At 45.1% G+C, this 15459-nt stretch carries 11 protein-coding genes; 4 read left to right on the top strand and 7 right to left on the bottom strand.

Features of this window, described 5'->3' with window-relative positions; all coding sequences use genetic code 11:
- The first annotated feature begins 188 nt into the window (after nucleotides 1–188).
- On the top strand, nucleotides 189–1079 hold the full coding sequence (locus tag NSQ68_RS10980; protein WP_342428816.1) for a hypothetical protein: 891 nt from the start codon (nucleotides 189–191) through the stop codon (nucleotides 1077–1079).
- A 248-nt stretch (nucleotides 1080–1327) separates the two neighbouring features.
- Here NSQ68_RS10980 and NSQ68_RS10975 read toward each other — a convergent pair whose 3' ends face one another.
- From NSQ68_RS10975 to NSQ68_RS10960, 4 genes are all read right to left on the bottom strand, one after another.
- Complete coding sequence (locus NSQ68_RS10975; RefSeq protein WP_322252028.1) at nucleotides 1328–2185, bottom strand: DNA-binding protein; 858 nt, start codon at nucleotides 2183–2185, stop codon at nucleotides 1328–1330.
- A gap of 182 nt (nucleotides 2186–2367) precedes the next feature.
- The gene (locus NSQ68_RS10970) at nucleotides 2368–2814 is read right to left on the bottom strand and encodes an acetyltransferase (protein WP_307350129.1); all 447 of its coding nucleotides are present in this window, start codon (nucleotides 2812–2814) and stop codon (nucleotides 2368–2370) included.
- Nucleotides 2815–2941: 127 nt separating this feature from the next.
- Nucleotides 2942–4441, bottom strand: coding sequence for an altronate dehydratase family protein (locus NSQ68_RS10965; protein WP_307350126.1), 1500 nt, complete (start codon nucleotides 4439–4441; stop codon nucleotides 2942–2944).
- A gap of 17 nt (nucleotides 4442–4458) precedes the next feature.
- Nucleotides 4459–5952 carry a tagaturonate reductase gene (locus NSQ68_RS10960; RefSeq protein ID WP_342428815.1) on the bottom strand — a complete coding sequence of 498 codons (1494 nt, stop codon included), beginning with the start codon at nucleotides 5950–5952 and terminating at the stop codon, nucleotides 4459–4461.
- A 314-nt stretch (nucleotides 5953–6266) separates the two neighbouring features.
- Here NSQ68_RS10960 and poxB point away from each other — a divergent pair, with 314 nt between their 5' ends.
- Entirely contained in the window at nucleotides 6267–7991 is a 1725-nt protein-coding gene (gene poxB / locus NSQ68_RS10955; protein WP_342428814.1) for a ubiquinone-dependent pyruvate dehydrogenase, read from the top strand.
- 99 nt (nucleotides 7992–8090) lie between these two features.
- On the opposite strand, the gene NSQ68_RS10950 is transcribed toward poxB, so the two are convergent.
- From NSQ68_RS10950 to uxaC, 3 genes are all read right to left on the bottom strand, one after another.
- On the bottom strand, nucleotides 8091–9095 hold the full coding sequence (locus tag NSQ68_RS10950) for a LacI family DNA-binding transcriptional regulator (RefSeq protein WP_029519078.1): 1005 nt from the start codon (nucleotides 9093–9095) through the stop codon (nucleotides 8091–8093).
- A gap of 87 nt (nucleotides 9096–9182) precedes the next feature.
- Nucleotides 9183–10583 carry an MFS transporter gene (locus NSQ68_RS10945; RefSeq protein ID WP_307350120.1) on the bottom strand — a complete coding sequence of 467 codons (1401 nt, stop codon included), beginning with the start codon at nucleotides 10581–10583 and terminating at the stop codon, nucleotides 9183–9185.
- A gap of 176 nt (nucleotides 10584–10759) precedes the next feature.
- Nucleotides 10760–12184 (bottom strand): glucuronate isomerase, encoded by a 1425-nt coding sequence (uxaC, locus tag NSQ68_RS10940; protein WP_342428813.1) that lies wholly within the window; start codon nucleotides 12182–12184, stop codon nucleotides 10760–10762.
- Between the two features lie 518 nt (nucleotides 12185–12702).
- Between uxaC and alsS the strand changes: the two genes are divergently transcribed.
- Both alsS and budA read left to right on the top strand, forming a co-directional pair.
- A complete protein-coding gene (gene alsS, locus NSQ68_RS10935; RefSeq protein ID WP_029519073.1) occupies nucleotides 12703–14412 on the top strand; it encodes an acetolactate synthase AlsS in 1710 nt (569 codons plus the stop codon).
- 163 nt (nucleotides 14413–14575) lie between these two features.
- Complete coding sequence (gene budA / locus NSQ68_RS10930) at nucleotides 14576–15322, top strand: acetolactate decarboxylase (RefSeq protein WP_165147383.1); 747 nt, start codon at nucleotides 14576–14578, stop codon at nucleotides 15320–15322.
- Nucleotides 15323–15459: the final 137 nt, after the last annotated feature.

The following is a 15459-nucleotide window of genomic DNA, read 5'->3' as shown; positions in this document are numbered from 1 at the left end:
ATGAGTAGTACCGTTTTTTTTGATTTTGGTATCTAAAGTTCAGGTGGGGATCTGACTATACGTGAAAATCTTCTTCCATCCTTTGGATCTTTACATCTATTAATTTACGAAGAAGACTATCAAATGGTACGATAAGACTATATGTGATTCCAATCATTACCTATATACCTAGATCAGGAGGATTAAGAATGGAAGAATTGGTTCGTTCGATTCAGAAACAGGTTCGAATTAAAAAGGTTGCCTGCTGGGCGGGGCTCATCATGTTTGGTCTGTGTACTTTAGTTGGCGTTGCAGCTCAGGAATGGCTTATGACGCTCTTGGCGCTCGCGATGACCATTTTATCCGTCTATGGATTAAGCATGATGCGTGGTATGACAAAGTTTACTAAAGAGTATCAACCGGGAAAAGGCTACGGTTATTATCGTCGTACGGTACAACAAAAGCTGCGCTATCTAACTTGGGGACAGTGGTTAGTAGGCGGCCTTATTGTTCTGATGTTCTTTATATTTAACGTCCGACTTAGCGCTTTTCTCATAGCTATCTTGGGTATTCTGACTATTCAGTTCAGTATCAAAAAACGAATTAAAAATCATCAGGAACCCGATGTCACTGAGCTGGAGGAGTTTGTACGGATGGGGATTGTTTCTCCGCATGAGCAGACAATTGGAGTATATAAAGATTTTCTACACCTGAGTCATACATTTCGGGGTAACCAAATTGTTATCGTTACAGACAAACGCCTGATTTCTGTATTTGTGGAGGAACAGGGGCGTGCGGTGAAGACGGAAATGTTACTCTCGGGTATAAACAAAATACGCGCAATCGGTACGGGCTTTCAGGGTCAAGGCTTATTGCTGTCTGTAAGCAACCGTGACCATAACGAGCTTCACATTCATATGGTCGGAAAAAGCATTTTCTTTTCTCCAGAGCAATTCATAGGTTCCTTGCTACGGGCACTGGATGCAGCGTTAAAAAGCAGATCATACAGTACGGAAGAGCCCTTCCCGGTTTACCAACAGACAAGGATTTCATTGCATCCATCAGAACAGGGTTTACTACATAAACCTACAACAGCTTAAATTTTTTTGCGACATGTACCAACGTTATATATATGCGTTATGATCGGTCTTCAGAATACGCCAAATAGCAAGTAAGCCCTGATCTTAATGGGCTTACTTGCTATTTGGTGTACTTCCACATCATATTTTCAAATCAACTGCCTACCTGCTAAAACAACTAATTTTCTACTGTACTTCTGCCTTCTTAATGATTGGCTCCATGATAAAACACCGTGATGAGATCATGACTTGTAACAAACACTAGCAAACTAAACAGACTGAGCGACAGAGGGCGTGAAATCAATTTTTTCATCCTTTAACACTCCTTTTAAAATAGTTATATATTGGTCTTGCTGTGTTGCTGTAGCTTGGGATCTGAAAATTTCAAATACAGCGGTACATTTCCTAAACTCATGTTCATGTTCCATACCCAGGGTATCGGACAGCATGAGAGATTGCAGGATATAGCCCAACGCAACCGTAAACTGTTGTTGCTTGATATAATAAAGAGCCAGTTGATAGCAGAAGCGAAAATAATAAGATACATTCACAGGCTCTTCAAAATATTTAAAACCTTCAATTTGTTCGGCAAATGATTCTAGCACAGCCTCTAAAGGATAGTCGTATCTCAACGCTCCCTCAACGATGGAAAGAAGCCCCGGTAACAGCTCTTCTGGATTGTTACGAAGAAATTGGATATATTCCTGCAACACTTCGGCATGGCCTGACAAAATATCAAGGGCATACAAATTAGCTCTGGCAGCATAGCGGTAATATTCCACCTCTGCTTCCCCATATTGATCAAGACCATTAAACCAGCCCAATTCTGCATATTTTTCGATGCAATCGCGAGCGGCCTCATACTTGCCCTGTTTTTGGAAAGCCATGCCTTTCATGAGATGACTGTAGCCGTAGTAGTAGACTAGCGGCCGTTTGGTATGTATGGGTTGTATAGGTTTCTTGCGCGCTTTGTAGAGCTGCAATTCCTGATACTTTTGGTTGACATGGCTATACAGCCGGTCGCATAAAGCAATCATATTGGCACCGTCCGCAAATGAAAAAGACAGCTTAATCATGTTGACAAGTGTGTCTAGATCTGTGATGTCGGAGTGAACAAGATCATCCACTATTCCCGCCTCCTTGTCTGACTTTTTATATTCACCAAACAAAAGTAAGCTCTAAATCCTAACTAAAAATAACTTAATTACGTATTTATTACGTAATTAAGTTATATCATAAAATCAAACATATGACAAGTACATTATGATAATATATTCCAATTTTTAAAATAGCGATGAAAGTGGAGCGTTCACTTGTTCATTTCCATGTGAAGCAAAGGAAATGGCCGACCTGATCCATCCAGTGCAGATCGCGCCGTTTGTACAAAGCCGTAATGTCTGTAGAAAGCATACGCTTTCTCGTTCTGCTCATTCACGTCCACTTTGAGGTGCTTCCCTTTTATTTTTTCAGCATGCTGAATGAGTCGACTGCCTATGCCCTGCCCATGCCGTTCAGGGTCCACAAACAGCATCTCTATTTTCAATCCGTCCAGCCCGATAAAACCTGTTGGTTCTTGACTTGTATTCCATTCCATCCAAACCTCAAGTTCTCTTAAAACACCATTGCGTACGATATGATGATAAAATTGAATGTCCTCTTCCGACAAAAATGTGTGAGTCTGACGTACAGCCCGCTGCCAAATATCAACGAGTTGATCATGATTTTCTTCCCGATAAGCAACTATTTCGTTTTGCACTTGTACTTCTCCCTTCATTTAAAAATCAATATTGCATGTTTTGCAGTAAGTCTAACATGCCTATTTGGAAGCATACAAACTCAAAAAGGGAAGCGGAACAATTCCGCCTCCCTTACACTACAACCTTTTACAATGTAACACCGTTTTTAAAAATAGCGAGCTCCCTGAAATTGTTTTTCTCATTGTTCACCCAGGTTCCGCTGGCTACATCGACAATGTAATCGACAAAGTTGCGGAGCGCATCTTCCATACTGACATCCTCCACCAATGAACCGGCGTTATAGTCGATCCAATGAGGTTTAGCCTTATACAACGGCGAGTTGGTTGAGACCTTCATCGTCGGAACAAAGGAGCCGAACGGCGTACCGCGTCCAGTTGTGAAAATGACGAGTTGGCAGCCCGCTGCGGCGAGAGCTGAAGATGCCACTAGATCGTTGCCCGGCGCGCTGAGCAGGTTGAGTCCCTTGGTCTTGAGACGTTCCCCGTACTGAATGACATCAGTGACCGTGGAAGACCCGGATTTTTGCGTACAGCCCAGTGATTTATCCTCCAGCGTCGTGATTCCCCCTGCTTTATTGCCTGGTGACGGATTTTCGTATACTGGCTGCTTGTAATCTAGAAAATATTGTTTGAAATCGTTAATCAGATGTACGATCTTACCAAATACTTGCTCATCGGCAGCACGCTCCATTAAAATCGTCTCTGCGCCGAACATTTCAGGTACTTCTGTCAATACCGTTGTTCCACCTTGCGCTGCCATATAATCCGACAATCGTCCGAGTAGTGGGTTGGCAGTAATACCTGATAAGCCATCAGATCCACCGCATTTCAAGCCGATGTTCAGCTCAGACAAAGGTACAGGTACCCGTCGATCTTCTTGCACGGCCGCAAAAATTTCATGAAGCAGTCTTACCCCTTCCTCCACTTCATCCGACACATCCTGGGAAAGCAAAAACTTTACCCGCTCCGAATCATATTCCCCGATGGCTTCTTTAAATTCTTTCATTTCATTGTTTTCACAGCCCAAACCCAGTACAAGTACGCCACCTGCGTTCGCATGTTTCACGGCATCGATCAAAATCGTGCGCGTATGTGCATGATCGTCACCCAACTGAGAACAACCATAGTTATGCTTGAGCACAAGTGCATTTTCAAAAGGCGAAATATCTCCCGCTTCCTGCTTGAAACGGTTTAAAATGAGTTCAGCGATCCCGTTCACACAGCCGACCGTCGGCACAATCCACAACTCATTGCGAATCCCCACACGACCGTCCTTTCGCCGAAAACCTTGAAACGTACGACTCTCCTGCTCATATAAATGAGGAGCTGGCTTAGGCTTATAAGTGTACTCCTCCACGCCTGTCAGGTTCGTCTTCGTATTATGCGTATGCACATGCTGACCTGCCTGAATGGGCTGAATGGCATGACCGATGGGATATCCGTATTTCAGAACATGCCCACCTTCAGGTATATCCTGCAAGGCGATTTTATGCCCACGTGCTACATCCTCGGCTAGCTCCACCCGTTGTTCTTCTTGTGCTCCCCATGCCAGTGTTTCTCCCTGCTTGTAATCACGCAAGGCGACAGCCACGTTATCTTGATTATGAATTTGAATGAATTCCAGCATTCCGGTTTCCTCCTTGCTTATGCTCTTGGCACGCTGTTCCCGGTTAGAGAATCGAGCGTCTCCTTCATTCCTCTGCTTGTAATTTCATACACGTGCTGTGCCGTTTGTTCAGCCAGCCCTTCGATCTGGTTCAAGTCTTGACCCCACCATGTCTGCCGGCCAAGTGCCAGCGCAGTCAATTGCTTCGCCCCGGCGAGAGTACCGTCATATTTACTCCACAGTTCACCAAATGCGCTCAACACTTCAGCTCCGTCTGCCAACGCAATCGACTCGCCATTTCTATCACCCCGGTAAAATACGAGTAAGGACGCCAGTGAAAACACGATTTTGGCAGGCAGCTCCTTACGTTGTTCTACATACTGGAGCAAGGATGGCAAGTTCCGTGTCTTGAACTTAGACACTGAATTCAGTGCGATACTCATAACATAATGATTTACATAGGGATTACGGAACCGCTCAATAACATCGTCGGCATATACATTCAATTCCGCTTCTGGCGAATCAAGCGTCGGTATAATTTCTTCTCGAATCAGCGACTGGATAAAATTGCCCATAATATTATGCTCAACCGCCTGCCCCACCGTGTCCAGGCCATATAAATAAGCTACAGGTGTAAGCGCCGTATGTGCTCCATTCAAAATGCGCACTTTCCGTGTACGGTATGGCGCCATATCGTCAACAATCAGGACATTCAATCCTGCCAAATGAGCAGGTAATTCCTCTTTAAGCCACTGTGGCCCTTCAATAACCCATAAATGATACTGTTCGCCCACAACAACCAAATCGTCCTTGTAACCCAATTCCGCTTGGATTTCATGGATTCGGTCTTTGGGATAACCTGGTACAATTCGATCCACCAAACTGTTGCAGAACGTATTTGCTTCCTCTATCCATGCAATAAACTCAGCCCCAAGCTTCCATAGGTCCGCATATTTCAGTACGATTTCCTTGAGAGCGTCTCCATTACGGTCGATGAGCTCGCATGGAATGATCACCAATCCCTTGCTCTGATCGCCCCTAAAAAATTGAAAGCGCTTATACAGAAAGGCAGCCAGTTTGCCCGGGAAGCTCTTTTGCGGACGATCTTCTAGCTGATCCTCTGGGGCATAAGCGATCCCCGCTTCCGTCGTATTCGACACAACAAAACGCAGCTCCGGCTTTTGGGATAGTGCTTCATACTCCAAAAAATCTGAGCCGTACGGATTAATCCCACGAGAGACGCACTCCACAACGGTATGCTCCTTCATGGCCTTCCCATCCTTAATCCCTTCAAGAATAACCGTATACAGGCCATCCTGCTCGTTAAGCTTCTCCACGAGGCCTCCTGGCTGCGGTTGTACAATCACAACTCCCGTATTCCATTCTGCCAGCTTATTCATTTTGTCAAATTGCCAGTCTACAAAAGCACGCAGAAAGTTCCCTTCCCCGAATTGCAGCACCCTCACAGGATGTGGTTCAGTAACGATAAAGCTCTTTCTGTTTAATTGGTCTAATGCATCTACTTTTTTCATCCGGAGTATCCTCCCACTATTACCATAATGATTTCAACGTTATTTTAGCATAATGCACACGTTAACAAAATAGTTTTCTCAACATTTTTACTTCAAAAAAATAATAATGACAATAATATGAACACGTTAACATAATAGTTTTGCATAACAACCGGCAAGTATATGGACCTCTTTCTGTTGTTTCGCTGCTGAGCCAAGACGGTTAAGGCTAACTATCACCCTATCCGAGACCTTGTCCTTATATACTTTTCAGGAGAATAGACGCAAGAAAGCACGGGCAGGATAACACTACTTACTAGGCAGGAGGAACATCTATGAAGACAATTGCAGATACTATTGTACAAGTTTTGATCAATGCAGGGGTCAAGCGAATTTATGGCATTGTTGGAGATTCTCTAAATAATATGGTGGATTCCATTCGCAGCAATGGTCAAATCGAATGGATTCATGTAAGGCACGAAGAAGTGGCTGCCTTTGCAGCCGGAGCGGACGCTGACCTTAGTGGCAGCATTGCTGTATGTGCTGGAAGCAGTGGCCCCGGAAATTTACATCTGATTAATGGTTTATATGATTGTCACCGCAATCGGGTGCCTGTACTGGCTATTGCTGCTCACATTCCTAGCGACGAAATCGGAAGTGAATATTTTCAAGCGACGCATCCTGAGCATCTTTTCGGAGAATGCAGTCACTTCTGTGAAGTTATTACGACACCGCGTCAAATTCCCAGAACGGTGACCATGGCCATTCAACAGGCAATTTCACGTTCAGGTGTCTCCGTCATTGTTCTTCCCGGTGATGTAGCAGCTTTGGGGGCGGAAAAGGTACCCGTCCCTGAACATGTCTACCATCCCACTACACCTGTAGTGCATCCGTCAGCTTCCGAAATTTCCCGACTGGCCGAATATTTGAATAAAGGCAAACGAATTACGCTACTATGCGGCGCCGGCTGTTCACAATCTCATGAATTGCTCATGCAGCTATGCGACAAGTTAAAATCCCCCATGGTATCCGCTCTGCGAGGCAAGGAATATCTAGAGTATGACAACCCTTATTATGCTGGATTAACGGGACTGATCGGGTATTCTTCCGGGTACCATGCGATGATGGATTGTGACGTCCTGCTTATGCTCGGAACAGACTTCCCTTACAGACAATTTTACCCTGAAGATGCGATTGTCCTACAGGTAGATATAGAGCCAGCCCATCTCGGCAGACGTACTCCGTTGACGTATGGTTTATGCGGGGATGTAAAAGCCACGTTGGAAATGCTGCTACCCCATTTAACGTCAGAGCATGATTCCAAGCATCTAGAGAAAACCGTCTCCCACTATACCAAGGTACGCCAGGAGTTGGATCACCTTGCTGTCGGTAAACCAGGTCATACGCCGATCCATCCGCAATATCTCGCCAAGGTCATCAGTGACGCCGCGCAGGAAAATGCTATTTTCACCTGTGATGTCGGTACTCCCACTGTATGGGCGGCGCGCTATTTGCAGATGAACGGTCAGCGTCGGCTTCTCGGCTCGTTCAACCATGGCACGATGGCAAATGCGTTACCACAGGCGATTGGAGCACAGGCCACTGAGCCTGACCGACAAGTGATTGCCCTCTCAGGCGATGGCGGACTCACGATGCTGATGGGCGACCTGCTCACCCTGAAGCAGCATCAGCTGCCTATCAAAGTCATTGTTTTCAATAATGGCGCTCTCGGTTTTGTCGAGCTGGAAATGAAGGCGGCCGGATTCCTGGAAAACGGTACTGAACTGGTGAATCCTGATTTTGGTGCTGTAGCGCAAGCCATGGGACTCAAGGGCATCCGGGTTGAAGATCCGACCATGCTGGAGGATGCCATTCAGCAAGCATTGGCTCATGATGGCCCTGTTGTGGTAGACGTGGTGGTGAACCGTCAGGAGCTGTCCATGCCACCCAAAATTAATCTTAAACAAGCAGAAGGATTTACACTGTGGATGATGAAAGCGATGCTGAACGGACGTGGTGACGAGATTGTAGAACTGGCTAAAACCAATCTCTTTCGTTAAATACAGACGAAGCAGAACGCATTTCAATCTAAAAGGGGCAGAAACCATACATCTAGCATGGTTTCTGCCCTTTTGGCCTGCCTGTTAATTAGACGAAACTTAGTGTGGTCTGCCTGCCGTTGATTTCCGCTTCATGAGCGCGGTCTCCATAAATATGAGCTCACCCTCATTGGACGGTGACTGAATTCGTTCCAGAATGCAGGCGGCTCCGCGCTCGCTAATCTGCTCAATCGGTCTTTTGACCGTTGTTAACGGTGGAGTCGTATACATTGAGAACCCGATATCGTCAAAACCAATGACAGAGATATCCTCTGGTACCTTCAAGCCGTTTTCGAATACCGCATTCATTGCCCCAATAGCCATATCATCGTTAGAGCAAAATACCGCTGTCGGCGGCTCCTGCAAGGAAAGCAATTGCTTCATTGCCTGGCTACCACTTTCAGTATCATAATGACCTTGCACGATATATTCATGTCGAATCGGCTTACCACTATCAATCAACGCATTCATAAAACCCTCGCGGCGTTGCTGGGTAGACTTGAAGCCTTCTACCCCTTCGATGATCGCAATGCGTTCATGGCCGCTTTCAACGAGAAAGGAGACCGCTTCATACGACCCTTCTTTATCATTAGAAATCACATTAACAATCCCCGCCCCGGACACCTGCCGATTCAGAACAACAAGCGGAATGCCTTGACCGAGCACATGATAAATAAAAGGGTTGTCCGCCTCGCTCTGGCTCATCAGAATGATACCATCAAAACGCTTGCGGTGAATGGCCGAAAAATCGGCGTAATCGTCAATTCCTCGCACAAACAGATTGTAATCTACCCCAATGACATGATTAACTCCGCGGATGGTATCGGCAAAAAAACTGGAGCTGGTGCCTTCTGAAATACTGGTGAAAAACAGGCCAATCGTATGCGAGCGCTGGAGAACCAGGCTTTTGGCATTAAAATTTGGGATGTAATTGAGTTGCTCTGCCAACTCCATAATTTTGCGTTTCGTATCTTCTTTAATCAGCGGGCTGTTATTGAGCGCCCGGGAGACGGTTGTATGGGAAACATTAGCCAATTTGGCAATGTCTTTAATGGTAGCTGCCATATACGTATCCTTTCCTTAGTGAGGCTCTAAAAAAATTATATACCCACCATACCACAGGAGCCGCCCGGAAAAGAAGACTTTCACAAATTATACGCGGTTGTCCGCATGTCGACGCTGTAATTCTTGAACCATTTCTGCATGTCTGCTGTCCGTCAGCTTGTACATTTTACCGATGACCAGCATGGCCAAAGCCAGGGCAACAGCCGGATAGAGACAAAGTAATGCTTTGATCCCAAGCAGCGTTCCAGAGGACTGAACCACATTCGGAACATACCCAATGAGCGCTAGTCCGATACCCGATAGAAAGCCAGACAAGGATTGAGCCAACTTACGTGAAAAGTTAAATAACGAGTAAGTAATCCCTTCTTTACGCTCCCCAGATGACCATTCGCCATAATCAATGATATCGGACACGAATGCCCAGGTTACCCCGTTAGGAATACTAATACCAATGAACGAAATACTGGCCAGGATTGTGAAAATGTATACATTTGAGGGCATAAAAAAGTTAATGGAGTCGGCAATGACACTAACCAGCATCCCCAGAATGGCTGTTTTTCGTTTACCGAAACGCCGTACCAGCTTGGGCAGGAACAATACACCCAGTAGCGACGAACCGATAATAATAAAATTCATATAAGCCATTAACTCTACATGCCCCAAGTTATATTCGGCAAAATAGATCAGCAGTGCGGACTTAATATTGTACGCGGATATAGTGAAAATCGTCATCAAAACGAGTACCAGCAAAGGCTTGTTATTCGTAAAAGTATGCACAATAACGCCTATAGATAGCTTCTCTTTTGGCCCGGACTGGCTAATAATACGTTCTTTCGTTCCTCGGTAACATATGATGAAAGCGATCACACCAATGAGTGACATAATCCCCATCACAACTGGATAGCCAACATGATGGTTAGGAAACAGTAAAATAAGCGGCATGACAACGACACTGGTGACGAATAATGCGCCCAGAGATCCGGCCTGACGGAAAGATGACAATGAAGCACGTTGATGAGTATCCTGTGTAATGGCGGCACCCAGCGAGCCGTATGGAATGTTTACAATAGAGTAGCCGATTCCCCAGATCATATAGGACGCATATGCGTAAATGAGTTTTCCTGTGGGTGAAATATTCGGCGAAATAAAGGTAAGAACCGTAAGAATTGCAAGGATAACGCTTCCAACAATAAGAAAAGGTCTAAATTTTCCACGTGTACCGATATGTTTGCGATAATCAACAAAGGACCCGACAATGGGATCACAGACGGCGGCAAACAGCTTGCTGACCAAGAAAATGCCTGCAGCGGCTCCTGCAGAAACCCCTGCTACATCTGTAAAGAATTTCAGCAAATACAATTGCCCCAAATCAAACATGAATCCGTTTCCAAAGTCACCCATACCATACGAAATCTTTTCTTTCAGGCTAATATGATCGCCTGTCTTGTTGTCAGTTTGGACGTTCTCCTGCACGATAGGCACTCCCATACCTACACACTCCTCTATGTTTGTAATTAATTTCACATAATTAGTTCAGGATTTTGCAAAATCCTCAGTTGATAACTATTTTATTTTAATTGCTCTTACCGGGAGTTTTGAAACAAGCTCCTGGCAAGAGCCCTTTCTTATGAAGTTAGTGAGTCCTCTCGCCTTAGGGCGTAGTTTCACTTACTATGAACAACCGTTGGGAAATTAAAATATTGCTCGGCGTTGTTGTAGCAAATGTTTTGTACCATGGCTCCGAGCAGTTCCAGATCCTCAGGCGCCTTACCCTCCTGAACCCACGTTCCAATTAAGTCACAGAGTATACGGCGGAAATATTCATGGCGTGTGTAGGAGAGAAAGCTGCGGGAATCCGTCAGCATACCAATAAAGCGGGACAGCACCCCGTAGTTAGCCAGCAGCTTCATCTGCTCCTGCATACCTTCGATATGGTCGTTATACCACCATGCCGTGCCAAACTGGATTTTCCCCACATTTCCACCAGATTGGAAACAACCCGCGAGACTTGCCAGTACTGGATAATCAACCGAATTAAGCGAATACAAAATGGTTCTCGGTAATCCTCCTGCCAGCTCCTGTGCGTCCAGCAATGCCGCCAATGGACGAGCGATAGAGCCATCATTTACGGCATCGTAGCCTGTATCCGGTCCCAATTGACGGAACATAGCAGTGTTGTTATTACGCAGCGCGTGGATGTGGTATTGCATAGCCCAGCCATGTTCTGCATACTGTTTGCCAAGGAAAACCAGAACGTACGATTTATATTTCGCCTCCTCCAAAGGAGTCACATGGCCTTCCTCCAGCGCCTTATTGAATATGACTGCGGCTTCCTCCCGTGTCGTTTCTTCATAGACTACAGTATCCAGCGCATGATCAGATACTCGGCCTCCGGCCGCATGGAAATGGCGCACTCGGCTCGCCAACGCATTCAAAAATCCTTCCAGGCCAGAAACATCCAGTCCGCTGACTTCACCCAACCGAGCCACCCAAGGCTGGAAAGTTTCGCGATTAATTTCCAAAGCCTTGTCGGGACGGAAGCTTGGTAGCACTGCCACTGGGAAATCAGTCAGCTTGCTGATTTGTTTGTGGTATTCGAGATGGTCTGTCGGGTCATCTGTGGTGCACACCACAGTTACCTTCGAGTTTACAATGAGATCACGTGCGCCAAAGCCCTTTCCCTGCAGCTTTTGGTTTACCTTTTTCCAGATCACTGGTGCGCTCTGTTCATTCAGCAGCTCATAGACACCAAAAAAGCGTTGAAGCTCCAAATGCGTCCAATGGTACAACGGATTGCCGATTAGTGTAGGTACGGTTTTGGCCCATGCCAAAAACTTGTCATAATCTTCGCCATCCCCCGTAATCAGGCGTTCCTCAACCCCATTGGCCCGCATAAGTCTCCACTTGTAATGATCTCCGTACAACCAAGCTTCCGTAATATTCTTGAACGCTTTATTTTCATAAATTTCTTGTGGACTTAAATGACAATGATAGTCAATAATCGGCATATCCTTGGCGTATTGATGATACAAGATTTCAGCCGTTGGATTGCTCAACAAAAAGTTTTCGTCTAAAAACGCTTTAGTCATTACTTTCTCATCCCTTCTATAATCGTGTTTCTTAATAAATTGTTAACGTTAACAAAAATGCTTGTACTGTACTCGTTTTTCAATAATAGCATTCTCCACCACATAGCAGGTCTCGTGATTAGACAAGATAATATAGCTATAATACGATACCTGTACATCATTTCAAGCCGGGTTACTTCACTTTAAATTTAATGTTTACGTTAACAACAATTACATTGTAACCGCTATCCTTTGTTGACGAAAGTGATTTTTATCATGTGAGCGGATAAAAAAATGGCCTACTGCCATTTGGAGCAGATTTGTTCTATATTTTTCCGATGGCTGATACCAAAAGAAAATTCTACAATTTTTAATTTTCCCCGATAAATCAAACTTTGAAAACGTTTTATGTATTTTTCTCTTTTTTTCAGAAAATTTCTTTCTTGAAAATACCAGTTATTGCATTATAATTGTAATATACATCCATTGTTTTACATTGAAAGTATTTCATTGGTTTATTTCAAAGATGAAAAGAAGAGGTGGTAGCATTGAGTACCAAAGTTCAAGCTGTTCAAACTAAAACTAAAACCAAATCCGATACAAAAGGAGCCGACCTTGTTGTCGATTGTTTGATCAAGCAAGGGGTTACGCATATTTTTGGCATTCCAGGTGCCAAGATCGATTCTGTTTTTGATGTTCTTCAAGATCGGGGTCCAGAATTGATCATATGCCGTCATGAACAAAATGCCGCCTTTATGGCAGCAGCGGTCGGTCGTTTAACCGGTAAACCGGGCGTATGCATTGTTACTTCCGGTCCAGGCGCGTCTAACTTGGCGACAGGACTTGTCACCGCTAATGCAGAGAGTGATCCTGTCGTCGCCATTGCAGGTGCAGTCCCAAGATCAGAACGCCTGAAACGCACGCATCAATCTATGGATAACGCCGGACTATTCGAACCCATCACCAAGTACAGTGTAGAAGTAGAACATCCGGATAGTGTACCGGAAGCAATTACTAATGCATTTCGGATTGCGACCTCAGCCCAGCCTGGAGCCACATTTGTCAGTCTGCCGCAGGACGTGTTGACTTCGTCATCCGAAGTAACCGCCATTGAGAAGGTTTCCCTTCCCCAGCTTGGAACCGCACCCGCCGAGCTCATCAAACAAGTTGCAGGCCAAATCAAAAAAGCCAAGCTGCCCGTACTCCTTCTCGGTATGAAAGCCAGCACACCCGAAGCTACAGCAGCCATCCGTGCACTGATTCGAAACACGGATTTGCCTGTGGTTGAAACCTTTCAGGCCGCTGGAGCCATTTCCCGGGAGCTGGAAAGCCACTATTTTGGGAGAGTCGGTCTGTTCCATAATCAGCCGGGTGACATGCTTCTTGGAGCGGCAGATCTGGTACTGACGATTGGCTATGATCCTATTGAATATGATCCAAAAAACTGGAACATTCCTGCGAACCGAACCCTTATTCATCTGGATGATCATCAAGCAGATATTGATCATGATTATCAGCCTGATCACGAGCTTATCGGGAATATAGCCCTGATTGTGAGTGGCCTTGCAGAAGAATTGCCTACCTTAAAGCTACCTAAAGCCTCCTGTGACCAATTAAATCGTCTTCGTCATGATCTGAACGAGCAAGAAGCTGTTCCTGTACACAGTCATGATTATCTGATTCATCCATTACAATTTATTCGTACACTGCGCAGCCTGATCGACGATAATGTCACTGTCACCTGTGATGTTGGTTCACACTACATTTGGATGGCACGATATTTCCGTTCGTATGAACCACGGCGCCTTCTATTCAGTAACGGAATGCAGACGTTGGGCGTAGCACTGCCTTGGGGGATTGCTGCCACACTCGTCAACCCCGGTCAAAAAGTCGTTTCTATTTCTGGAGACGGAGGATTTCTGTTTTCATCCATGGAGCTCGAAACCGCTGTACGTCTTAACTCTCCGCTAGTGCATATCGTATGGAGAGATGGTACCTATGACATGGTTGCATTTCAACAACAGATTAAATACGGCAGAACATCTGGTGTAAAATTTGGAGATGTCGATGTTGTGAAATATGCGGAAAGCTTCGGGGCCACCGGATTACGCGTGCACTCTCCTGAAGAACTGGAAAGCGTATTGCAGCAGGCACTTCATACGGATGGTCCTGTGGTCGTTGATATCCCGATTAATTATCAAGATAATATCCAGTTGGGACGTAAACTGCTGCCAAATCAATTAAACTAACCTTTACCAAGACTCACTCGTGACGGTTTCGTGACAATTATGGAGCAAAACGTTATTTTTTATGATTTTTTTGAGTTATTCGCGTTATTTACTGAAACTTTACGTTTATTATTGAAAAAGAAAGAAAATAAATGCATACAATTACAAAAGGAAGTGTATTACCATGACCGTTGCAGGACTGGAAACCAAGCAAGAAACTGATCATGATATTTACCAAACGTCCACTATGCTCGCTCTATTAGATGGTCTTTATGACGGAGTTGTTGCCTTTGAGGAGTTGCAAAAGCACGGGGATTTTGGGATTGGTACCTTTGATCAACTGAATGGCGAGATGATCGCGTTCGATGGTGAATTCTATCACTTGCTTCCAGACGGTACGGCCCATCGCGTAAAACCGGAAGAAACCACACCTTTTTCCACCGTCACCTTTTTCCAAGAAGATTTCACATATACTATTGACCGCCCCATGCATCGCGAAGAGCTGGAAGCTCTGCTGTTAAAGTTGTTTCCAAGCCGTAATCTGTTCTATGCCTTCCGTATGGATGGCACTTTCCGTGAAGTAAAGACACGTACCGTCCCTCACCAGGTGAAGCCTTACAAACCTTTTATCGAAGCGACCAAATCTCAGCCTACGTTCTCTTTTAACGACGCTTCTGGGGTGATTACAGGTTTTTGGACACCTGCCTATGCTCAAGGTATTGGGGTAGCCGGATTTCATCTCCATTTTATTAACGATGAACGTACTGGGGGTGGGCATGTCTTTGATTTTATCGTCGAAAAGTGCACCATCCGCATTTGTCAAAAATCCAATCTGCACCTGGTCCTGCCCGATACCCCGGATTACCTGAAGGCCAACCTGTCCAGAGAAAACCTGGAGAAGGAAATCGCCGTTACCGAGGGAGCGCAGTAATCGCAGCTATTTAACTCATCAAGTTACGGACCCTATAACCAAACAATAAACAGCAAAAGATCACAGTCAAGGAAGAGAATTACTGCTCTCTGACTGTGATCTTTTTATGTACGAGCGTATATGCACGTTACTGCTTA

The organism is Paenibacillus sp. FSL L8-0158 (assembly GCF_038592965.1).
Classification (GTDB): Bacteria; Bacillota; Bacilli; order Paenibacillales; family Paenibacillaceae; genus Paenibacillus; species Paenibacillus polymyxa_D.
The sequence above is the reverse complement of the archived record's forward strand: the minus strand, read 5'-3'. Positions and strand labels throughout refer to the sequence as shown.

What these genes read in the sequence shown, in the direction of transcription:
- NSQ68_RS10980 (WP_342428816.1), top strand. Translation starts at nt 189, where the DNA reads ATGGAAGAATTGGTTCGTTCGATTCAGAAACAGGTTCGAATTAAAAAG.
- NSQ68_RS10965 (WP_307350126.1), bottom strand. Translation starts at nt 4,441, where the DNA reads ATGCTGGAATTCATTCAAATTCATAATCAAGATAACGTGGCTGTCGCC.
- NSQ68_RS10960 (WP_342428815.1), bottom strand. Translation starts at nt 5,952, where the DNA reads ATGAAAAAAGTAGATGCATTAGACCAATTAAACAGAAAGAGCTTTATC.
- poxB (WP_342428814.1), top strand. Translation starts at nt 6,267, where the DNA reads ATGAAGACAATTGCAGATACTATTGTACAAGTTTTGATCAATGCAGGG.
- NSQ68_RS10950 (WP_029519078.1), bottom strand. Translation starts at nt 9,095, where the DNA reads ATGGCAGCTACCATTAAAGACATTGCCAAATTGGCTAATGTTTCCCAT.
- NSQ68_RS10945 (WP_307350120.1), bottom strand. Translation starts at nt 10,583, where the DNA reads ATGGGAGTGCCTATCGTGCAGGAGAACGTCCAAACTGACAACAAGACA.
- uxaC (WP_342428813.1), bottom strand. Translation starts at nt 12,184, where the DNA reads ATGACTAAAGCGTTTTTAGACGAAAACTTTTTGTTGAGCAATCCAACG.
- budA (WP_165147383.1), top strand. Translation starts at nt 14,576, where the DNA reads ATGACCGTTGCAGGACTGGAAACCAAGCAAGAAACTGATCATGATATT.